The organism is Ensifer sp. EB106-03-01-XG145 (assembly GCF_058792075.1).
Genome location: NZ_JBYTEC010000016.1, coordinates 41,980 through 57,467, shown reverse-complemented (window position 1 = coordinate 57,467; position 15,488 = coordinate 41,980). Strand labels below are relative to the sequence as shown.

The 15,488-nt window shown below is 63.2% G+C and carries 15 protein-coding genes and 1 pseudogene; 11 read left to right on the top strand and 5 right to left on the bottom strand.

The genetic code is table 11. The features are described from left to right. The first annotated feature begins 9 nt into the window (after positions 1–9). Positions 10–939: a lipid A biosynthesis lauroyl acyltransferase gene (locus tag AC3WWH_RS27150; RefSeq protein ID WP_058323212.1), complete on the top strand. Its 930-nt coding sequence runs from the start codon at positions 10–12 to the stop codon at positions 937–939. 363 nt (positions 940–1,302) lie between these two features. Next, complete coding sequence (locus AC3WWH_RS27145; protein WP_057254468.1) at positions 1,303–2,013, top strand: PAS domain-containing protein; 711 nt, start codon at positions 1,303–1,305, stop codon at positions 2,011–2,013. Between the two features lie 95 nt (positions 2,014–2,108). On the opposite strand, the gene AC3WWH_RS27140 is transcribed toward AC3WWH_RS27145, so the two are convergent. After that, complete coding sequence (locus AC3WWH_RS27140; protein WP_244495713.1) at positions 2,109–3,476, bottom strand: DUF1254 domain-containing protein; 1,368 nt, start codon at positions 3,474–3,476, stop codon at positions 2,109–2,111. 465 nt (positions 3,477–3,941) lie between these two features. Between AC3WWH_RS27140 and AC3WWH_RS27135 the strand changes: the two genes are divergently transcribed. Next, positions 3,942–4,208 (top strand): DUF4158 domain-containing protein, encoded by a 267-nt coding sequence (locus AC3WWH_RS27135; RefSeq protein WP_058323181.1) that lies wholly within the window; start codon positions 3,942–3,944, stop codon positions 4,206–4,208. A 173-nt stretch (positions 4,209–4,381) separates the two neighbouring features. Here the strand turns inward: AC3WWH_RS27135 and AC3WWH_RS27130 are convergent, their stop codons facing one another. Next, entirely contained in the window at positions 4,382–4,882 is a 501-nt protein-coding gene (locus AC3WWH_RS27130; protein WP_057254471.1) for a hemerythrin domain-containing protein, read from the bottom strand. Positions 4,883–5,071: 189 nt separating this feature from the next. On the opposite strand from AC3WWH_RS27130, the gene ccoN reads away from it, so the two are divergent. Genes ccoN through ccoP form a run of 4 tightly spaced genes read left to right on the top strand, consistent with a single transcriptional unit; the run spans position 5,072 to position 8,482 of the window. Further along, positions 5,072–6,703 carry a cytochrome-c oxidase, cbb3-type subunit I gene (gene ccoN, locus AC3WWH_RS27125; protein WP_058323180.1) on the top strand — a complete coding sequence of 544 codons (1,632 nt, stop codon included), beginning with the start codon at positions 5,072–5,074 and terminating at the stop codon, positions 6,701–6,703. A gap of 13 nt (positions 6,704–6,716) precedes the next feature. Next, positions 6,717–7,448, top strand: a complete 732-nt coding sequence (gene ccoO, locus AC3WWH_RS27120; RefSeq protein ID WP_058323179.1) for a cytochrome-c oxidase, cbb3-type subunit II — start codon at positions 6,717–6,719, stop codon at positions 7,446–7,448. Positions 7,449–7,461: 13 nt separating this feature from the next. After that, complete coding sequence (locus AC3WWH_RS27115; protein ID WP_057254226.1) at positions 7,462–7,614, top strand: CcoQ/FixQ family Cbb3-type cytochrome c oxidase assembly chaperone; 153 nt, start codon at positions 7,462–7,464, stop codon at positions 7,612–7,614. Positions 7,615–7,618: 4 nt separating this feature from the next. Then, a complete protein-coding gene (gene ccoP / locus AC3WWH_RS27110; RefSeq protein ID WP_058323178.1) occupies positions 7,619–8,482 on the top strand; it encodes a cytochrome-c oxidase, cbb3-type subunit III in 864 nt (287 codons plus the stop codon). Between the two features lie 477 nt (positions 8,483–8,959). Here ccoP and AC3WWH_RS27105 read toward each other — a convergent pair whose 3' ends face one another. From AC3WWH_RS27105 to AC3WWH_RS27095, 3 genes and pseudogenes are all read right to left on the bottom strand, one after another. Beyond that, the gene (locus AC3WWH_RS27105) at positions 8,960–9,313 is read right to left on the bottom strand and encodes a VOC family protein (RefSeq protein WP_057254230.1); all 354 of its coding nucleotides are present in this window, start codon (positions 9,311–9,313) and stop codon (positions 8,960–8,962) included. Beyond that, positions 9,287–9,727: pseudogene (locus AC3WWH_RS27100) on the bottom strand (SRPBCC family protein); the annotation flags it as partial. The pseudogene AC3WWH_RS27100 and the gene AC3WWH_RS27105, both read right to left, overlap by 27 nt. 64 nt (positions 9,728–9,791) lie before the next feature. Then, positions 9,792–10,589: an AraC family transcriptional regulator gene (locus tag AC3WWH_RS27095; protein ID WP_057254232.1), complete on the bottom strand. Its 798-nt coding sequence runs from the start codon at positions 10,587–10,589 to the stop codon at positions 9,792–9,794. Between the two features lie 313 nt (positions 10,590–10,902). Between AC3WWH_RS27095 and ccoG the strand changes: the two genes are divergently transcribed. From ccoG to ccoS, 4 genes are read left to right on the top strand one after another with little or no spacing between them, the layout of a single operon-like run. Further along, the gene (gene ccoG / locus AC3WWH_RS27090; RefSeq protein ID WP_058323176.1) at positions 10,903–12,477 is read left to right on the top strand and encodes a cytochrome c oxidase accessory protein CcoG; all 1,575 of its coding nucleotides are present in this window, start codon (positions 10,903–10,905) and stop codon (positions 12,475–12,477) included. Then, on the top strand, positions 12,474–12,971 hold the full coding sequence (locus AC3WWH_RS27085) for a FixH family protein (RefSeq protein ID WP_058323175.1): 498 nt from the start codon (positions 12,474–12,476) through the stop codon (positions 12,969–12,971). Before ccoG ends, AC3WWH_RS27085 begins: the two co-directional genes overlap by 4 nt. Then, a complete protein-coding gene (locus AC3WWH_RS27080; protein WP_058323174.1) occupies positions 12,968–15,259 on the top strand; it encodes a cation-translocating P-type ATPase in 2,292 nt (763 codons plus the stop codon). The genes AC3WWH_RS27085 and AC3WWH_RS27080 overlap by 4 nt, the downstream gene beginning before the upstream one ends. Further along, positions 15,256–15,414 carry a cbb3-type cytochrome oxidase assembly protein CcoS gene (gene ccoS, locus AC3WWH_RS27075; RefSeq protein ID WP_034788403.1) on the top strand — a complete coding sequence of 53 codons (159 nt, stop codon included), beginning with the start codon at positions 15,256–15,258 and terminating at the stop codon, positions 15,412–15,414. Before AC3WWH_RS27080 ends, ccoS begins: the two co-directional genes overlap by 4 nt. The last annotated feature ends 74 nt before the right edge of the window (positions 15,415–15,488 follow it).

Below are 15,488 nucleotides of genomic sequence, written 5' to 3'. Positions count from 1 at the left end.
GACGTGCGAATGCTGATCACACGGCTGGTGCTGGCGGCGGATCGTACCCGCCAGTGGCTGATCGCGCAGTTCGTTTTCCTGCTGCTGACGATCCTGAAGATGTTTCCGGCCGATGCCGCGATCCGCTTCATGGATCGTGCCCTGCGGTTCATCGGGCCGAAGACCAGCCGGCAGAAGCTGACGCTCACCAACCTGCGCAACGCTTTTCCTGAGAAGAGCGAGGCGGAGATCAATGAGATCGCGCTCGAAAGCTGGGGCAACATGGGCCGCATGGCGGCCGAATATGTGTTCCTCGACCGTCTGTTCGATTTCGACCCCGAGCGCACGACGCCCGGTCGCGTCGAGGTGTCGGGCATCCCGTTGTTCCTCGAGCTTCGCGACAATCCGCGCCCCTTCATCGTCTTCACCGCGCACAGCGGCAATTTCGAGATGCTGCCGGTCGCCGGCTCCGCCTTCGGCCTCGACGTGACCGTGCTGTTCCGTCCGCCGAACAACCCTTACGTGGCGGAAAAAGTGTTCAAGTTCCGCGAGGAGCGCATGGGCAATCTGGTGCCGTCACACGCCGGCTCGTCCTTCGCACTCGCCCGCCAGCTCGAACGGGGCCTGGGCGTCGGCGTTCTCGTCGACCAGAAGTTCCGCAAGGGGCTGAAGACCAAGTTTTTCGGCCAGGACGTGCAGACCAATCCGCTGCTGGCCAAGCTCGTCCGCCAGTTCAACTGCGAAGTCTATCCGGCCCGCTGCATAAGGCTGCCGGGCGGCCGTTTCCGGCTGGAGCTGGAACCGGCGATCGCCATTCCCCGCAAGGCCGACGGCAATGTCGACGTCACCGCCACGGCGCAGGTGCTGAACGACAAGGTGGAAAGCTGGGTGCGCGAGTATCCGGGCCAGTGGCTCTGGTATCACGACCGCTGGCACATCAAGCGCTACCTCAAGGACTGATTCCCCTCCGCACGACCGATCGCGCTTGCGCTTGCCTCAGGGCAGCTTGGGAAATCAGCGCGTCCCGATTTCGGTTCGGCGAGCATCACCTTCGTGGTCCGTCCGCGGCAGCGCATGCCCTTTGTCCCGAAATTGCTTCAAAAGGTTAAGTTTTTCTTTCTGCTGTTGAACGCTAACGCAATGAGTGTAAACTCAACGTTGTCTCGCGAGGGGAAGACTGCAAGCGCTTTGGGTGGCCGGAGCGGTGTGGTTTTACACGGAAAGGGTGGGGAAGCCTCAAAAACGAAATCAGTGTCTGCAGCATCAACGCCTGTCTTGAAGTGCATCGAAGCGGCTCTGCCGTGGGGGAATTGGGGTTTCGAATTGAACGCACTGATTGAGCTGTTCTGGTTCAAGTATTCGCAGCTGCAGTATGCCGTACGTACGGCAGACGAGCATTTGATCGGCATTCTGGATCGCGAATTGGATCCGATCCTCAGATCCGTCTACGACGAGAAGGCGGTGAGCGTCGAAGATGCCCGACTTCAGTTCCAGTTCCTGATCGACATCCTGCGCGTCGAAGCCGACGACATCTCCTGCGTGCTCCGGCACTCGCAATTGCTACAGTCGCTGATCAACCGCTATTTTGCGGCGACGGGCGCGGAGAAATTCGCCGACCTCCAGCTCGAGCGGCTGCCGGCCCAGCCGAGCAAGGGCAGGGCGGATGAAGGCCTGCTCAACGAGGCGATCCTCGACAGCTTTCCGGATCGGATCGCGGTGATCACGCCCGACTACCGCTACCTCTACACGAACCCCCGCAATGCCGACCATCTGGAGAGCCGCCCGATGGATCTGATCGGCCGGCACATCGTCGAGTTCATCGGCATCCAGCGCTTCGAGCAGCGGGTGAAATCCTATCTCGATCGTTGTTTTGCGGGCGAGGTGGTCGACTATACCTTCGCCAAGACCGTCGATGCGCGCACGGTCGTCGTGCGTTGCCGGCTGACGCCATGCATGTCCAGCTCCGGCAAGCTCATCGGCGCGATCCTCGTGATCCAGGAACATGCCGACCGCCGCCGCGCGATCGCGGCCTGACACGTCATTGCCGGCGCTACCAATCAAGAGAGAGTGAGGACCCCAAAGACCCGGCCGGGGATCGCGACGTCGAACCCGCGGGCGAACTGAACAAACTATGGTGTCTTGGTCATGGGCGGATGCTTCCACATGCCATTGAGCGCCTCGTCTTTCGGCCAATAGAGCCGCATCGCGACGAAGAAGGGACCCTTGGGCGCCGGCAGCCAATTCGGCTCCTTGTCCTTGCCCGGCGACTCGTTCTGAACGTAGAAGGTGTAGCCGCCGTCGGCATCCTTCACGAATTGCGGGAGCATCGGCTTGTTAAGCAAATAGCGGTTGATCGGATTGGCAACGAGCAGGCTCGCCGGCAGATCATACATCGTCAGCGACCAGAAGGCGTTGACCGGCGGCATCTTATCGGCGGCGAAATGGACGGTGTAGCGGTTGGCGCCGTCGAGCTTCTGCCCTTCGACGTCAGTGGCGTAGACCGGGTACATCGCCTCCTGCTTCGAATTGCCGTAAATGCCGAGAACGGCCGCCGCCATGCGGTAGAGATAATTGTTCTTCAGGTATTCGCGCGTGCCGAAGAGGTCGCCCGAAGTCACCGTTCCGGCGTCGATCTGCTTCTTCAAGCCCTCAAGATCGGCCCAGGCGTCGGCCATACCTTGCTCGATGGCGGTCTTGATGTCCGGCGAGAGCGCCGCAACGTCTATGGTCTTGCCTGCACCAACCCCGATCTTGGCAAAACGCGCCATCAACTCGGTCTCGGATGGATTAGTCGGGCAGAACTGCAGGACGAAATTCAGGATGTTGAAGAACTCCAGCGACTTCTTCTCTTCGTCCGGCGAAAGCGGCTTGGTGAAGTCGATTGCGGGAGCGGCCGCAGGCGCCGCCCCGCCGAGAAACGCCGAAAGCGGCTCTGCCTTGTAGCGATCCTGGATCTTCTTCACATTGTCTAAGTCGTCGGGGTTGAATAGCTGCGTGCGATAGGCCCCGAGAACGAGATCGGTCTCGGCGCGAAACACCTTCTTGATGCCCGCAGGCGTCTCGCCTTTCCAGCCCGGGCCGGCGACCAGGAAGCTGCCGCCGTCGTTGCCGGTCGTGCGGCTGCCGGCATAGTCGAAGTTGAACGTATAAGCGTCGATGAGCTGGATGCTGAAGTACCGGTCCTTCTCGATCACTGGTACGGTGAGGACCATCGGCTCCGCACGCAGGTCCATGCCGATCATCGAATAGGGCGTGTCGGAGTTGGGCGTCTGGATCGCCGTATCGGCGGGGGTGTAGACGCGGGGGATGTTCTTGAGGTGGTTCCACGGCGCCTTGTATTCCGGGTTCTTGTCGTCGACGAAATAGGCGTATTGGATGCGGTAGCTGTCCACCATCGGGAAGCCGTAGATATAGGCTTCCTTGGCGATCTTTCGTGCCTCGTCAGGCGTGATTTCGCTCTGGGCGGCCGCAGTGCCTGGGAAGCGCAATGACGGCATCAGGGCGATCCCGCCGACAAAAGCTCTTCGTGTGATCGTTGTCATGGGCATCGCCTTCCTCGGTTGGCGCATGACGTTCTGCATCGTTCATCAGCGCCGTGTGGACCTGTGAATTCGCAGGAGAAATGAGTAGGTGACTGAAATTTTACAGCGATTTAACGTACGCTGCCGCGCATCGCCAGAACGATTGGGATCGCGTTGCTCCCAAACTCGATCCAGTTTCGCGTATAGCACGAATGGCGTTGCGTTTACAGTCAGATTGTATGCACCTTTGGTCATCCAAAACGGTAGCTTTTGGGCCAGCAAACAGGGCGTGCCCCAGCGCTGTCGTCGACCGGCAGCTTTGGTCGAAAAGCGAAGTTGCACTAAGCAGGGCGGCTGATTCCTAACCGGCGCATTTCGCGATAGACCGTGGAACGGCCAAAGCCAAGTTGCTTGGCAGCTTCCGCGGGAGGTGTTCCCTCCATGATCGACGCGGCCGCGGAGGCCGCCCGGGACACGGATAAAGGCCCAGTGATCGCCGCCGGCATCATTGATGCGCTGCGCCAGGCCAGGAGTCTCCTGCCTGCGATCTCTACTATCGAGCACGCCAGCATCGCCGGCCGGGCGCGCGCCAGAAAACAGGCGGCGCATGCACTTCTCTCCGGCCTTCGGTCGGATGGGAACACATCGCCTTCTCCGGCGATTTCCTCTGGGATCGCGCCGCGAAGACAACCGGCCGGAAACCACTGAACCTGACTGGAAAACAGCGAGCAGCGTGAAGGCGTTCAGGCTTCGTCGCCCTTAACGTTGTTTAGCGGGAAACTAGCGCTATGCCCTTAGAGTGAGAAAAGGGACTTGGTGCGGCCGATGACCGGCCGCGAACAATCCTACCTCGCCGCGTGCCGACCGCCCCGTCTGCCGGTTCACCCAACCGGCGAGGTGATGCTGCGCAAACATTCCTGTTCGAAGCCGACGTGTCGCCTGAGGCTGGTGAAAAAGCCGCGCAGCATATAACCGGCGGTTTCGGCATTGACCGTTTGGTCGGCGGCGCCGAGGCGTTCCAGCATTTCCGTCAGTTCTTCGGCGAAGCACTCGTCTTCGCAGTGCTCGTATTTCAGCCGCTCCAGCGTCGCGCCGAGCGTCGGGTCGCCGCGGAAGGTGCGCTCGATCCACGGGAAGACCAGGCTTTCCTCGCCGGAATGCATTTCGCGGATCATCGGTCCGAGCACCTTGGCGGCGTAGACGCATTTCTGCCGATCGATTTCTGCAGGCAGACTGTCGGCGATCTCCTCGAGACAGTTGCAGAGCGCAAGCTGCTCCTCGTGCGCGCGGGCGAGCCATGCGAAAGGCTCGGCCACCGGGACGGCGCGGGGAGGCGGTTCCAGCCGGCTCCGGATTCGTCCCTCTTCAAAAGTCTTTTTCATCGGCTTCAAACGCCAGCTCCCACGGCGCTCCCTGTTATTTGCCGAGGATGATCCAATCGAGGTGGTGCAGCCTTGATCTGAATCAAGGCCAGGATGCCCCGATTCTGACACTTTCCGGCCAGCTGCGGTGGCGCGCCTCGTTCTGGGGCGTGTCGTCGCGTGCGATCGGACCAAGTTGGGGACCCAACCATGAAATACACATTCGAGATGATCCTGCTCGGGGTCGGTGCTTTCCTGGCGCTCGTCGGCGCCGGGTTTGCGCAGGACCGGCACTTTGAAGCCCATATGTGGGTGCTGTTCTTCGTGCTCCTCGCCGGCACTGTCATGCTGATGCGACGCATCGAGTTCAGCCCGGTTTCCGCCGGCAGGGCGCCACCACCACCGCCGCAGTCGGAATATTTCGACGAGGTGGTCAAGTATGGCGTGATCGCCACCGTCTTCTGGGGCGTCGTCGGCTTTCTCGTGGGCGTCGTGGTTGCGCTCCAGCTTGCCTTTCCCGACCTCAACATCGAGCCCTGGTTCAACTTCGGCCGCATGCGGCCGCTGCACACTTCGGCTGTCATTTTCGCCTTCGGCGGCAACGCGCTGATCGCGACGTCCTTCTACATCGTCCAGCGTACCAGCCGCGCGCGCCTTTTCGGCGGCAATCTCGGCTGGTTCGTGTTCTGGGGCTACCAGCTCTTCATCATCATGGCGGCCACCGGCTACCTGCTCGGCATCACCCAGTCGAAGGAATATGCGGAGCCGGAATGGTATGTCGACCTGTGGCTGACGATCGTCTGGGTCGCCTATCTCATCGCCTTCCTCGGCACGCTTCTGACGCGCAAGGAGCCGCATATCTATGTGGCCAACTGGTTCTACCTCGCCTTCATCGTCACGATCGCGATGCTGCACATCGTCAACAACCTGGCGGTGCCGGTCTCCTTCCTCGGCTCGAAGAGCTACTCGGCCTTTGCCGGCGTGCAGGATGCGCTGACGCAGTGGTGGTACGGGCATAACGCCGTCGGCTTCTTCCTGACGGCCGGCTTCCTCGGCATGATGTATTACTTCATCCCCAAGCAGGCCAATCGCCCGGTCTATTCCTACCGCCTGTCGATCATCCATTTCTGGTCGCTGATCTTCATGTACATCTGGGCGGGTCCGCACCACCTGCACTATACGGCGCTGCCCGACTGGGCGCAGACGCTCGGCATGGTCTTCTCGGTCATGCTGTGGATGCCCTCCTGGGGCGGCATGATCAACGGCCTGATGACGCTTTCGGGCGCCTGGGACAAGATCCGTACCGACCCGATCATCCGCATGATGGTGATGGCGGTTGCCTTCTACGGCATGGCGACCTTCGAAGGTCCGATGATGTCGATCAAGACGGTCAACTCGCTCAGCCACTACACCGACTGGACGATCGGCCACGTGCATTCGGGTGCGCTCGGCTGGAACGGCCTCATCACCTTCGGCGCGATCTACTATCTGACGCCCAAGCTATGGAACCGCGAGCGGCTCTATAGCGTGCGCATGGTCAACTGGCACTTCTGGCTCGCCACGCTCGGCATCGTCGTCTACGCGGCGGTCATGTGGGTCGCCGGCATCCAGCAGGGCCTGATGTGGCGCGAGTACGACGACCAGGGCTTCCTCGTCTATTCCTTCGCGGAATCGGTCGCGGCCATGGTTCCCTACTACGTGCTGCGTGCTCTTGGCGGCGCACTGTTCCTCGCCGGGGCTCTGCTCATGGCCTTCAACGTAACAATGACCATCCTCGGCCGCGTGCGTGACGAAGCTCCGATCTTCGGTGCTGCTCAGCCCGCGCTGAAAGCTGCGGAATAGGAGGGCATAGACCATGTCCATTCTCGACAAACACGCGACCCTTGAACGCAACGCCACCCTGCTGCTCGTCGGCTCGCTGCTCGTCGTCTCCATCGGCGGCATCGTGGAAATCGCGCCGCTCTTCTATCTCGAAAACACCATCGAGAAGGTGGAGGGGATGAGGCCCTATTCGCCGCTGGAGCTCGCCGGTCGCGACATCTATGTGCGTGAAGGCTGCTACGTCTGTCACAGCCAGATGATCCGGCCGTTCCGCGACGAAGTGGAGCGCTACGGTCATTACTCTCTGGCGGCGGAATCCATGTACGACCATCCGTTCCAGTGGGGCTCCAAGCGCACCGGACCGGACCTCGCCCGCGTCGGCGACCGCTATTCCAACGAATGGCACGTGCAGCACATGACCGAGCCGCGCTCGGTCGTGCCGGAATCGGTCATGCCGAGCTACGCCTTCCTCAAGGAGACGACGCTCGACGTGAACAACACCGCCGCGAACCTGAAGGCGAACAAGGCGGTCGGTGTTCCCTATACGGACGAGATGATCGACAACGCGCTCGCCGACATCAAGGCGCAGGCTGATCCGAATGCCGACACCTCCGGCGTCGAGGCGCGCTATCCGAAGGCCAAGCTCGGCGACTTCGACGGCAACCAGCAGAGGCTGACGGAGATGGACGCGCTCGTCGCCTATCTGCAGATGCTTGGCACGCTGGTCGACTTCTCCACCTACGACGACACCACCGGTTATCGCTAAGGGAGACACGCACATGGAAACCTACACGGCCATGCGCCAGTTCGCCGATAGCTGGGCGCTCCTTGCCATGACGCTCTTCTTCCTGGGCGTCGTCGGCTTCATCTTCCGGCCCGGCGCCAAGAAGGCCGCCGATGATGCCGCAGCCATCCCCCTGAAGGAGGATTAATAGTATGGCGGACAAACACGTCGACGAAATCAGCGGCGTCGAGACCACCGGCCACGAGTGGGACGGTATCCGCGAACTGAACAACCCGATGCCGCGCTGGTGGGTCTATACCTTCTACGCGACCATCGTCTGGGCGGTCGGCTACATGATCGTCTATCCGGCGGTGCCGCTTCTGACGGACGCGACCAAGGGTGTGCTCGGCTATTCGAGCCGCGCCGAGGTGAGCGCCGAACTCGCCAGCGCCAAGGCGGCCCAGGCCGGCAATCTCGAAAAGATCGCCTCGAGCTCGATCGAGCAGATCATTGCCGATCCGCAGCTGCAGCAGTTCGCCGTTTCCGGCGGCGCATCGGCCTTCAAGGTCAACTGCGCCCAGTGCCATGGCTCGGGTGCTGCGGGTTCCGCCGGCTTCCCGAACCTCAACGACGACGACTGGCTCTGGGGCGGCAAGCCCGAGGAGATCTACCAGACGATCGCTCACGGCATTCGCTACACTGGCGATGGCGAGACCCGCGTTTCGGAAATGCCGTCCTTTGCCGAAATCCTGCAGCCGGAAGAGATCAAGCAGACGGCGGCCTACGTCGTCAGCCTTACCGGCACGCCGTCGGACGTCTCGATGGTCGAGCCGGGCAAGGCACTGTTCGAAGCCAATTGCGCCTCCTGTCATGGTGCCGATGCCAAGGGCAACCGCGAGTTCGGCGCGCCTGATCTCGCCGACGCACTGTGGCTCAACGGCGAGGGCGAGCAGGCGATCGTCGCCCAGATGAAGGCACCCAAGCACGGCGTCATGCCCGCCTGGCTGCCGCGCCTCGGCGACACCACGGTCAAGCAGCTTGCGGTGTTCGTGCATTCGCTGGGCGGGGGCGAGTAGTCCGCTGGCGCTTTAACGGGCGGCGGCCCCTCATCCCGTTGCCGCGACCTTCTCCCCGCAGGCGGGGAGAAGGGAAACGCGGCGCCAGCATCGCCAATCTCGAGCGTTGAGGCTTGGCGACAGAGAGCGAGCCAAGCGTTTCTCTCCCGCGTGTGGGGAGAGATGTCCGGCAGGACAGTGAGGGGCGATCCTAAAGTCGTAAAGTGGGGATGGGTGTCCACAGGATATGGATGGCGCCTTAATCACCTCCTTCATTCCTGTGCTCGTCACAGGAATCCAGCAGCGCCGCGTCGGCGGCGCGGGAGACCCCTTGCAGTCTGCAAATCAGGCGTCCCGGCTCTGCTCCTCCCGCCGTGCCGACGCACGGCTGCTGGATCTCTGTGACAAGCCAGAGATGAGGGTGGAGATGGCTGCGGTCGCTCAGCCTGCCGAAGGGGCAGCCCTCGTTCCCGTGCTGGTCTGGGGCGTCGACTGCCCTTACTGCGCCGACCACACCGCCAGCTCGTATCCGTCAGGGTCGGCGAAATGGAAGCGGCGGCCGCCGGGGAAGGTGAAGATCGGCTTGACGATCTTGCCGCCGGCCTTTTCGACGCGGGCCAGCATGTCCTCGAGGTTGTCGGCATAGAGGATGATCAGCGGCCCACCGCTGCCGACGGGACCCGTGGTGGTGAAACCGCCGGTCAGACGGCCGTCCTGGAATTCGCAATATTCCGGGCCGTAGTCGGTGAAGGTCCAGCCGAAGGCGCTGCCGTAGAAGGCCTTGGCGGCAGCGATGTCGGAGACGTTGAACTCGACATAGTCGATGCGGCTGTCGTTGCCCTTGTTGCCCATTTTCCTACCTGTCTTTCCGGATTCCATGATTGATTTCAAAGTGGCGAGATCCTTTGCCACCCAACCGGCGTCGCCGGCAAATTGTTCAGCGCTCATGCCCGGCTGACGCAGCAGCGTGAACATCACCTCCGCCCCGTCGCCGTTCGGCACGACGCGCAGCGCGTTATGAACCTCGGTACCGTCCGCGAGCGTGACGAGATGATCGACGACTCCGAAGTCGTTGGCGGGGGCGAAGCGCACACGGGCCTCGCCGAGCGGTCCCGGCGCCAGCCAGTCCTCGCCGTCGCGCGTCAGGCCCGACGATAGGCCGGACGCCCAGCGCGGCATGTTCTCGGGCTTGGCCATGAAGGCATAGACCTCGCGCCAGTCGCGGGCGATGGTGGTGTGGATGATCTTTGCTTCAAGTGTTGCCATGCTTGGTTCTCCTGAGTGAGGACGTAGCACGGGCGGCCCCGCCGGTCTTGAACGAAACGGCCAGTCAGGCCGCTTGCCGATGGGCGGAAAGCTGGCGGCGGATTTCCGCCGGTGAAAGCGACGTCAGTTCCCTGGCTTCGCGCGAAAGATGCGCCTGGTCGGCATAGCCGGCATCAAGAGCGAGGATGCCGAGGCCTGCGGATGGCTCGCTGCGGCATGCCCCAAGGAATCGTTGCAGACGCAGGATGCGATCGAGGGTCTTGGCGCCATAGCCGAAATGTTCGTGGCAGCGGCGGCGCAGCGTCCGCTCGCTGGTGCCGGTGGCGGCGGCCAATGCGCTGATGGGGTTGTCGGACGAATCGCGCCGTTGCGTGAGATGGGCGAGCGCGGCTGCGACATCGCCGGGCGGCGGGGAGACGGCCGGTGAGCGCTCTAGCACTGCTGCCGCCATGATATCGGCGCGGATGGCATCCGGCGCGTCCTGAAGCTTGGCATCAAGTTCGCGCGCGGCTTTGCCCCAGAAGGCATCGAGCGGGACGATTTGACCGGTGATTTCCGAAAGCGATGCGCGCAGAAACGACGCGGCGACGCCCGGGCGGAAGCGCAGGCCGATGACCTTGGCGCCCGGCGCGATCACGGGAAAGGCAGCGGTCCGATCAGGGCCGGCAACGACGAGACCGCGATTGGACCAGAGGATGTCGACGCAGCCGTCGGGGACGACCGCGATCGGCGCGGGCGGTCCCTCCGGCATCTGGTGGCTCCACAGGCATTCGACATGCCCGGCGAGAGCGTGAGGCGCGGCACGCTCGCGATAGGTGCCGCGCTGTTTGGCCAGCGTCAGGGGCTCGAGGGAGCCGTGCATGCTTTCTCCTTCGCGACTGTCCTGCCTTGCCTTCAGCATAGCCGATATAGGGAAACATGCAGCAATTCAAAGTACTACGGCGACCTTTGCGCGTCTCATAAGGCGCGTGGCGTTGTGGTGCAGATGGGCTCGAGCGCAAGGCCCTTGGCGTCCTTCCGCACCAAAGGTCGTTGCCGACCGCTGCGGTTCCGATGGCTCGGACGTTTCGCCGCATGGCGCGGCCTTAGGCCGCAAACTTGACACAGATCAACGTTTTCGGCGGTCAAATCGGGCAAGACATGGCTCAATACGCGATATCCGGGATGTCCCACTTATGAATTCTCAATCCGCCGCCAACGCCGCATCCGTCGAACGCCACGAGGCCGAACCGGTCAATGCGGCGCATGTGCGCAAGCCGCTCTACGAAAAGCGCAAGAAGATCTTCCCGAAACGCGCCGAGGGCAGCTTCCGCCGCTTCAAGTGGCTGGTGATGCTGGTGACGCTCGGCATCTACTATCTGACGCCGTGGATCCGCTGGGATCGCGGCGAACATGCGCCAGATCAGGCGGTGCTGGTCGATCTCGCCGCCCGTCGCTTCTATTTCTTCTTCATCGAAATCTGGCCGCAGGAATTCTTCTTCGTGGCCGGCCTGCTGGTCATGGCAGGCTTCGGCCTGTTCCTGGTGACGTCTGCCGTCGGGCGCGCCTGGTGCGGCTATACCTGTCCGCAGACGGTGTGGGTCGATCTCTTCCTGGTGGTGGAGCGCTACATCGAAGGCGACCGCAACGCCCGCATGAAACTCGACACCGGCCCCTGGACGGGCGCCAAGATCGTCAAGCGCGTGTCGAAGCACTCGATCTGGATCCTGATCGGTATTGCCACCGGCGGCGCCTGGATCTTCTATTTCGCCGATGCGCCGACGCTTCTGAAAAGCTTCGTTTCGCTGGAAGCGCCAACCGTCGCCTACATGACCGTCGGCATCCTGACCGCCACCACCTATGTCTTCGGCGGGCTGATGCGCGAGCAGGTCTGCACCTATATGTGCCCTTGGCCGCGCATTCAGGCGGCGATGCTCGATGAGAATTCGCTGGTCGTCACCTATAACGACTGGCGCGGCGAGCCGCGCTCGCGCCACCAGAAGAAGGCGGTGGCAGCCGGGGAGGCCATCGGCGATTGCGTCGATTGCAACGCCTGCGTCGTCGTCTGTCCGATGGGCATCGACATCCGTGACGGCCAGCAGCTCGAATGCATCACCTGCGCGCTCTGCATCGACGCCTGCAACGGCGTCATGGACAAAGTCGGCCGCGAGCGCGGACTGATCTCCTATGCGACGCTGAACGACTATGCCTCCAACATGGCGCTTGCCACCAATGGCGGCACGACGGCGATCGACCCGAGCCGGGTTCGCAACGCGGATGGCGCCTTCTCCGACAAGGTCCGCCATTTCAACTGGAAGATCGTCTTCCGTCCGCGGGTGCTCGTCTATCTCGGCGTCTGGACGCTCGTCGGCATCGGGCTGCTCTATGCGCTCTTGTCGCGCGACCGGCTGGAGATCAACGTGCTGCACGACCGCAACCCGCAATTCGTCGTCGAATCCGACGGTTCGGTGCGCAACGGCTACATGGTCAAGCTCTTGAACATGATCCCCGAACAACGCACCATCACGCTCGCGATCGACGGTATGTCTTCGGCGACGATGCGCATCGCCGGCCAGGCGGCGGGCGACGGCCGCACCTTTGTGATCGGCGTCGATCCGGACAAGGTCACCGCCGTGAAAGTCTTCGTGACGCTGCCGAAGGACAAGCTTGGCGAAGCGGCTGACGGTTTCAGCCTGATCGTCGAGGATCCGTCGAGCCACGAGCGCGACGTCTACAAGGCCAACTTCAACAGCCCTGGAGCGGCGAAATGATCACCAAACAGGCAAAGGCACCGCGGCCCTTCACCGGCTGGCATATGCTGGGCGTCATGGTGCTGTTCTTCGGCACGATCATCACCGTCAACCTGATCATGGCCTGGAATGCCAGCCATAGCTGGAGCGGGCTGGTGGTGCAGAACACCTATGTCGCCAGCCAGCAGTTCAACGGCAAGGTGAAGGAGGCAAAGGCCTTTGCCGCCAGCGGGCTGGAAGGCAAGCTCAGTGTCGAGAACGAGGCGCTGCGCTACACGCTGACGCGACAGGGCAAGCCGGAACTGACCGCGGACAAGGTGGTCGCGGTCCTGAAGCGCCCGGTCGAGGAGCATGAGGATGTGACGGTCGAGATGGCGCATCAGGGCGAGGGCGTGTTCGTTGCTGCCGCGACGCTGAAGCGCGGCCAGTGGATCGCCGATATCACCGCGACCAAGGGCGACACGGTCGTCTATCGCCAGGCCATCCGCTTCATGGCGCCGGGAGCAGCGCAATGAGCTGCTGCGCTCCTGGAACCGAAATGGCTCTGGAGATCGACAGGGCCGGGCAGGGACTGCCCACATCGGAAGAGCTCTGGCTGACGAGCCGCTCGCTCGGCGGCGGGTTGCGCCAGACGGACCTCAGCGTACCCGGCGTGCATTGCGGCGCCTGCATCGCGACACTCGAGGGCGCCTTGAAAGCGCGGCCCGAGGTCGAGCGGGCGCGCGTCAACCTTTCGTCACGGCGGGTGGCGATCGTCTGGAAGGAAGAGGTCGATGACGCCCGCACCGATCCGCGGGAACTGGCGCGCACCATCCGCGCGCGGGGCTACGAGACCCATCTCTTCGCGCCGGGCGAGGAAGACGGCGACCAGACGCTGAAGCAGCTGGTGCGCGCCGTCGCCGTTGCGGGCTTTGCCTCGGCCAATATCATGCTGCTCTCCGTCTCCGTCTGGTCGGGCGCGGAGGCGGCCACGCGCGATCTCTTTCACTGGATCTCGGCGCTGATTGCCGCGCCGACGCTGATCTATTCCGGGCGCTTCTTCTACGCGTCCGCCTGGAATGCGCTGAAGCACGGCCGCACCAACATGGACGTGCCGATCGCGCTTGCGATCACACTCTCCTTCTCGATCTCGCTCTACGAGACGATCACCCACGGCACCCATGCCTGGTTCGACGGCACGGTGATGCTTCTCTTCTTCCTGCTGATCGGCCGCACGCTCGACCACATGATGCGCGGACGCGCGCGCTCGGCGATCAGCAGCTTGGCCAGGCTGTCGCCGCGCGGCGCCATGGTCATCGATGCCGATGGCGGGCGCGAATATCGCCCGGTCGACGAGATCAAGCCGGGCGAAAAGCTGGCGATATCAGCCGGCGAACGCATCCCGGTCGATGGCCGCATTCTCATCGGTGCCAGCGACCTCGATCGCTCGATCGTCAACGGCGAGAGCGCGCCGGCGCCGGTCAAGGCAGGCGACAGCGTCGAGGCGGGTACGCTGAACCTCACCGGACCGCTGACGATCGAGGCGACCGCTGCGGCGCGCGACTCGCTGCTGGCCGAGATCATGGGGCTGATGGAGGCCGCCGAAGGGGGCAGGGCGCGCTATCGCCGCATCGCCGACCGGGCGGCGCAATATTACTCGCCCGCGGTGCACCTCCTGGCGCTTTTGAGCTTCATCGGCTGGATGTTCGTCAATGGCGACTTCCACCATGCGATGCTGGTTGCGGTCGCTGTTTTGATCATCACCTGCCCCTGCGCGCTCGGTCTTGCGGTGCCGGTGGTGCAGGTGATTGCCGCCGGGAGGCTGTTCCAGAATGGCGTCATGGTCAAGGACGGCTCGGCCATGGAGCGGCTGGCCGAGATCGACACGGTGCTGCTCGACAAGACCGGCACGCTGACGGTGGGCGAGCCACGGCTCGTCAATGGCGGGGACATTCAGCCCTCCGTGCTGGCGACGGCGGCGGGGCTTGCCGTCCATTCGCGTCATCCGCTGGCGATGGCCATTCACGATGCGGCGACGGTTGCGCCCGTCGTCAGCGGCGAGATCCGCGAGATTCCCGGTGCCGGGATCGAGGCCCGCACGGAAGCGGGCATCTACCGGCTCGGCAGCCGCGCCTTTGCCTGTGGCGACGCCGGCGAGGCGAGCGGCCAATCCGAGGCGATCCTGTCGCTCGACGGCCGCGAACTTGGCTGCTTCCGCTTCGAGGATCGGCTCAGGCCCTTCGCCCGCGAAAGCATAGACGAACTCGGTCGCCTGGGCCTGTCGACCGGCATTCTCTCCGGTGACCGCGAGCCTGTCGTGGCGGCCCTTGCCCGCCGGGTCGGCATCGACAGCTTCAAGGCCGAGCTGACGCCGCGTGGCAAGGTGGACGAATGTGCTCTCGCGGCCGAAGGCGGGCATCACGTGCTGATGGTCGGCGATGGCATCAACGACGCACCGGCGCTGCGGGCAGCCCACGTCTCGATGGCCCCGGCGACGGCCGCCGATGTCGGGCGCCAGGCGGCAGATTTCGTCTTCCTGCACCAGGGGCTGAATGCCGTGCCGATGGCGATCGACACCTCGCGCCGGGCTGGGCGGCTGATCCGCCAGAACTTCGCGCTGGCGATCGGTTACAACGTGATTGCCGTTCCGATCGCGATCCTCGGCTACGCCACCCCGCTGATCGCAGCCGTTGCCATGTCGACTTCGTCGGTGATCGTCGTTGCCAATGCCTTGCGTCTGCGTGCTGCCACCGGCAATGTTGCCGAGGAGGCGCGCGACGGCCAAGCGCCTGCCGCCCTTCGTCCAGTCGGGAATGCCTCATGAACACGCTGATCTATCTCATTCCCATCGCGTTGTTTCTCGGCGGCATCGGTCTCGCCGCCTTCCTCTGGGCGCTGAAGAGCGGCCAGTACGAAGACCTCGAAGGCGCGTCCTGGCGGGTGCTCGACGATGGAGACGGCAAGCCCGAAAAGAAGTGATTTTGTCAGTAATCGCTTGTCGTTAATCGATTTGAATGCCAAAACATCCTCCGCCGTCGCTTCTCGCGCCAGGG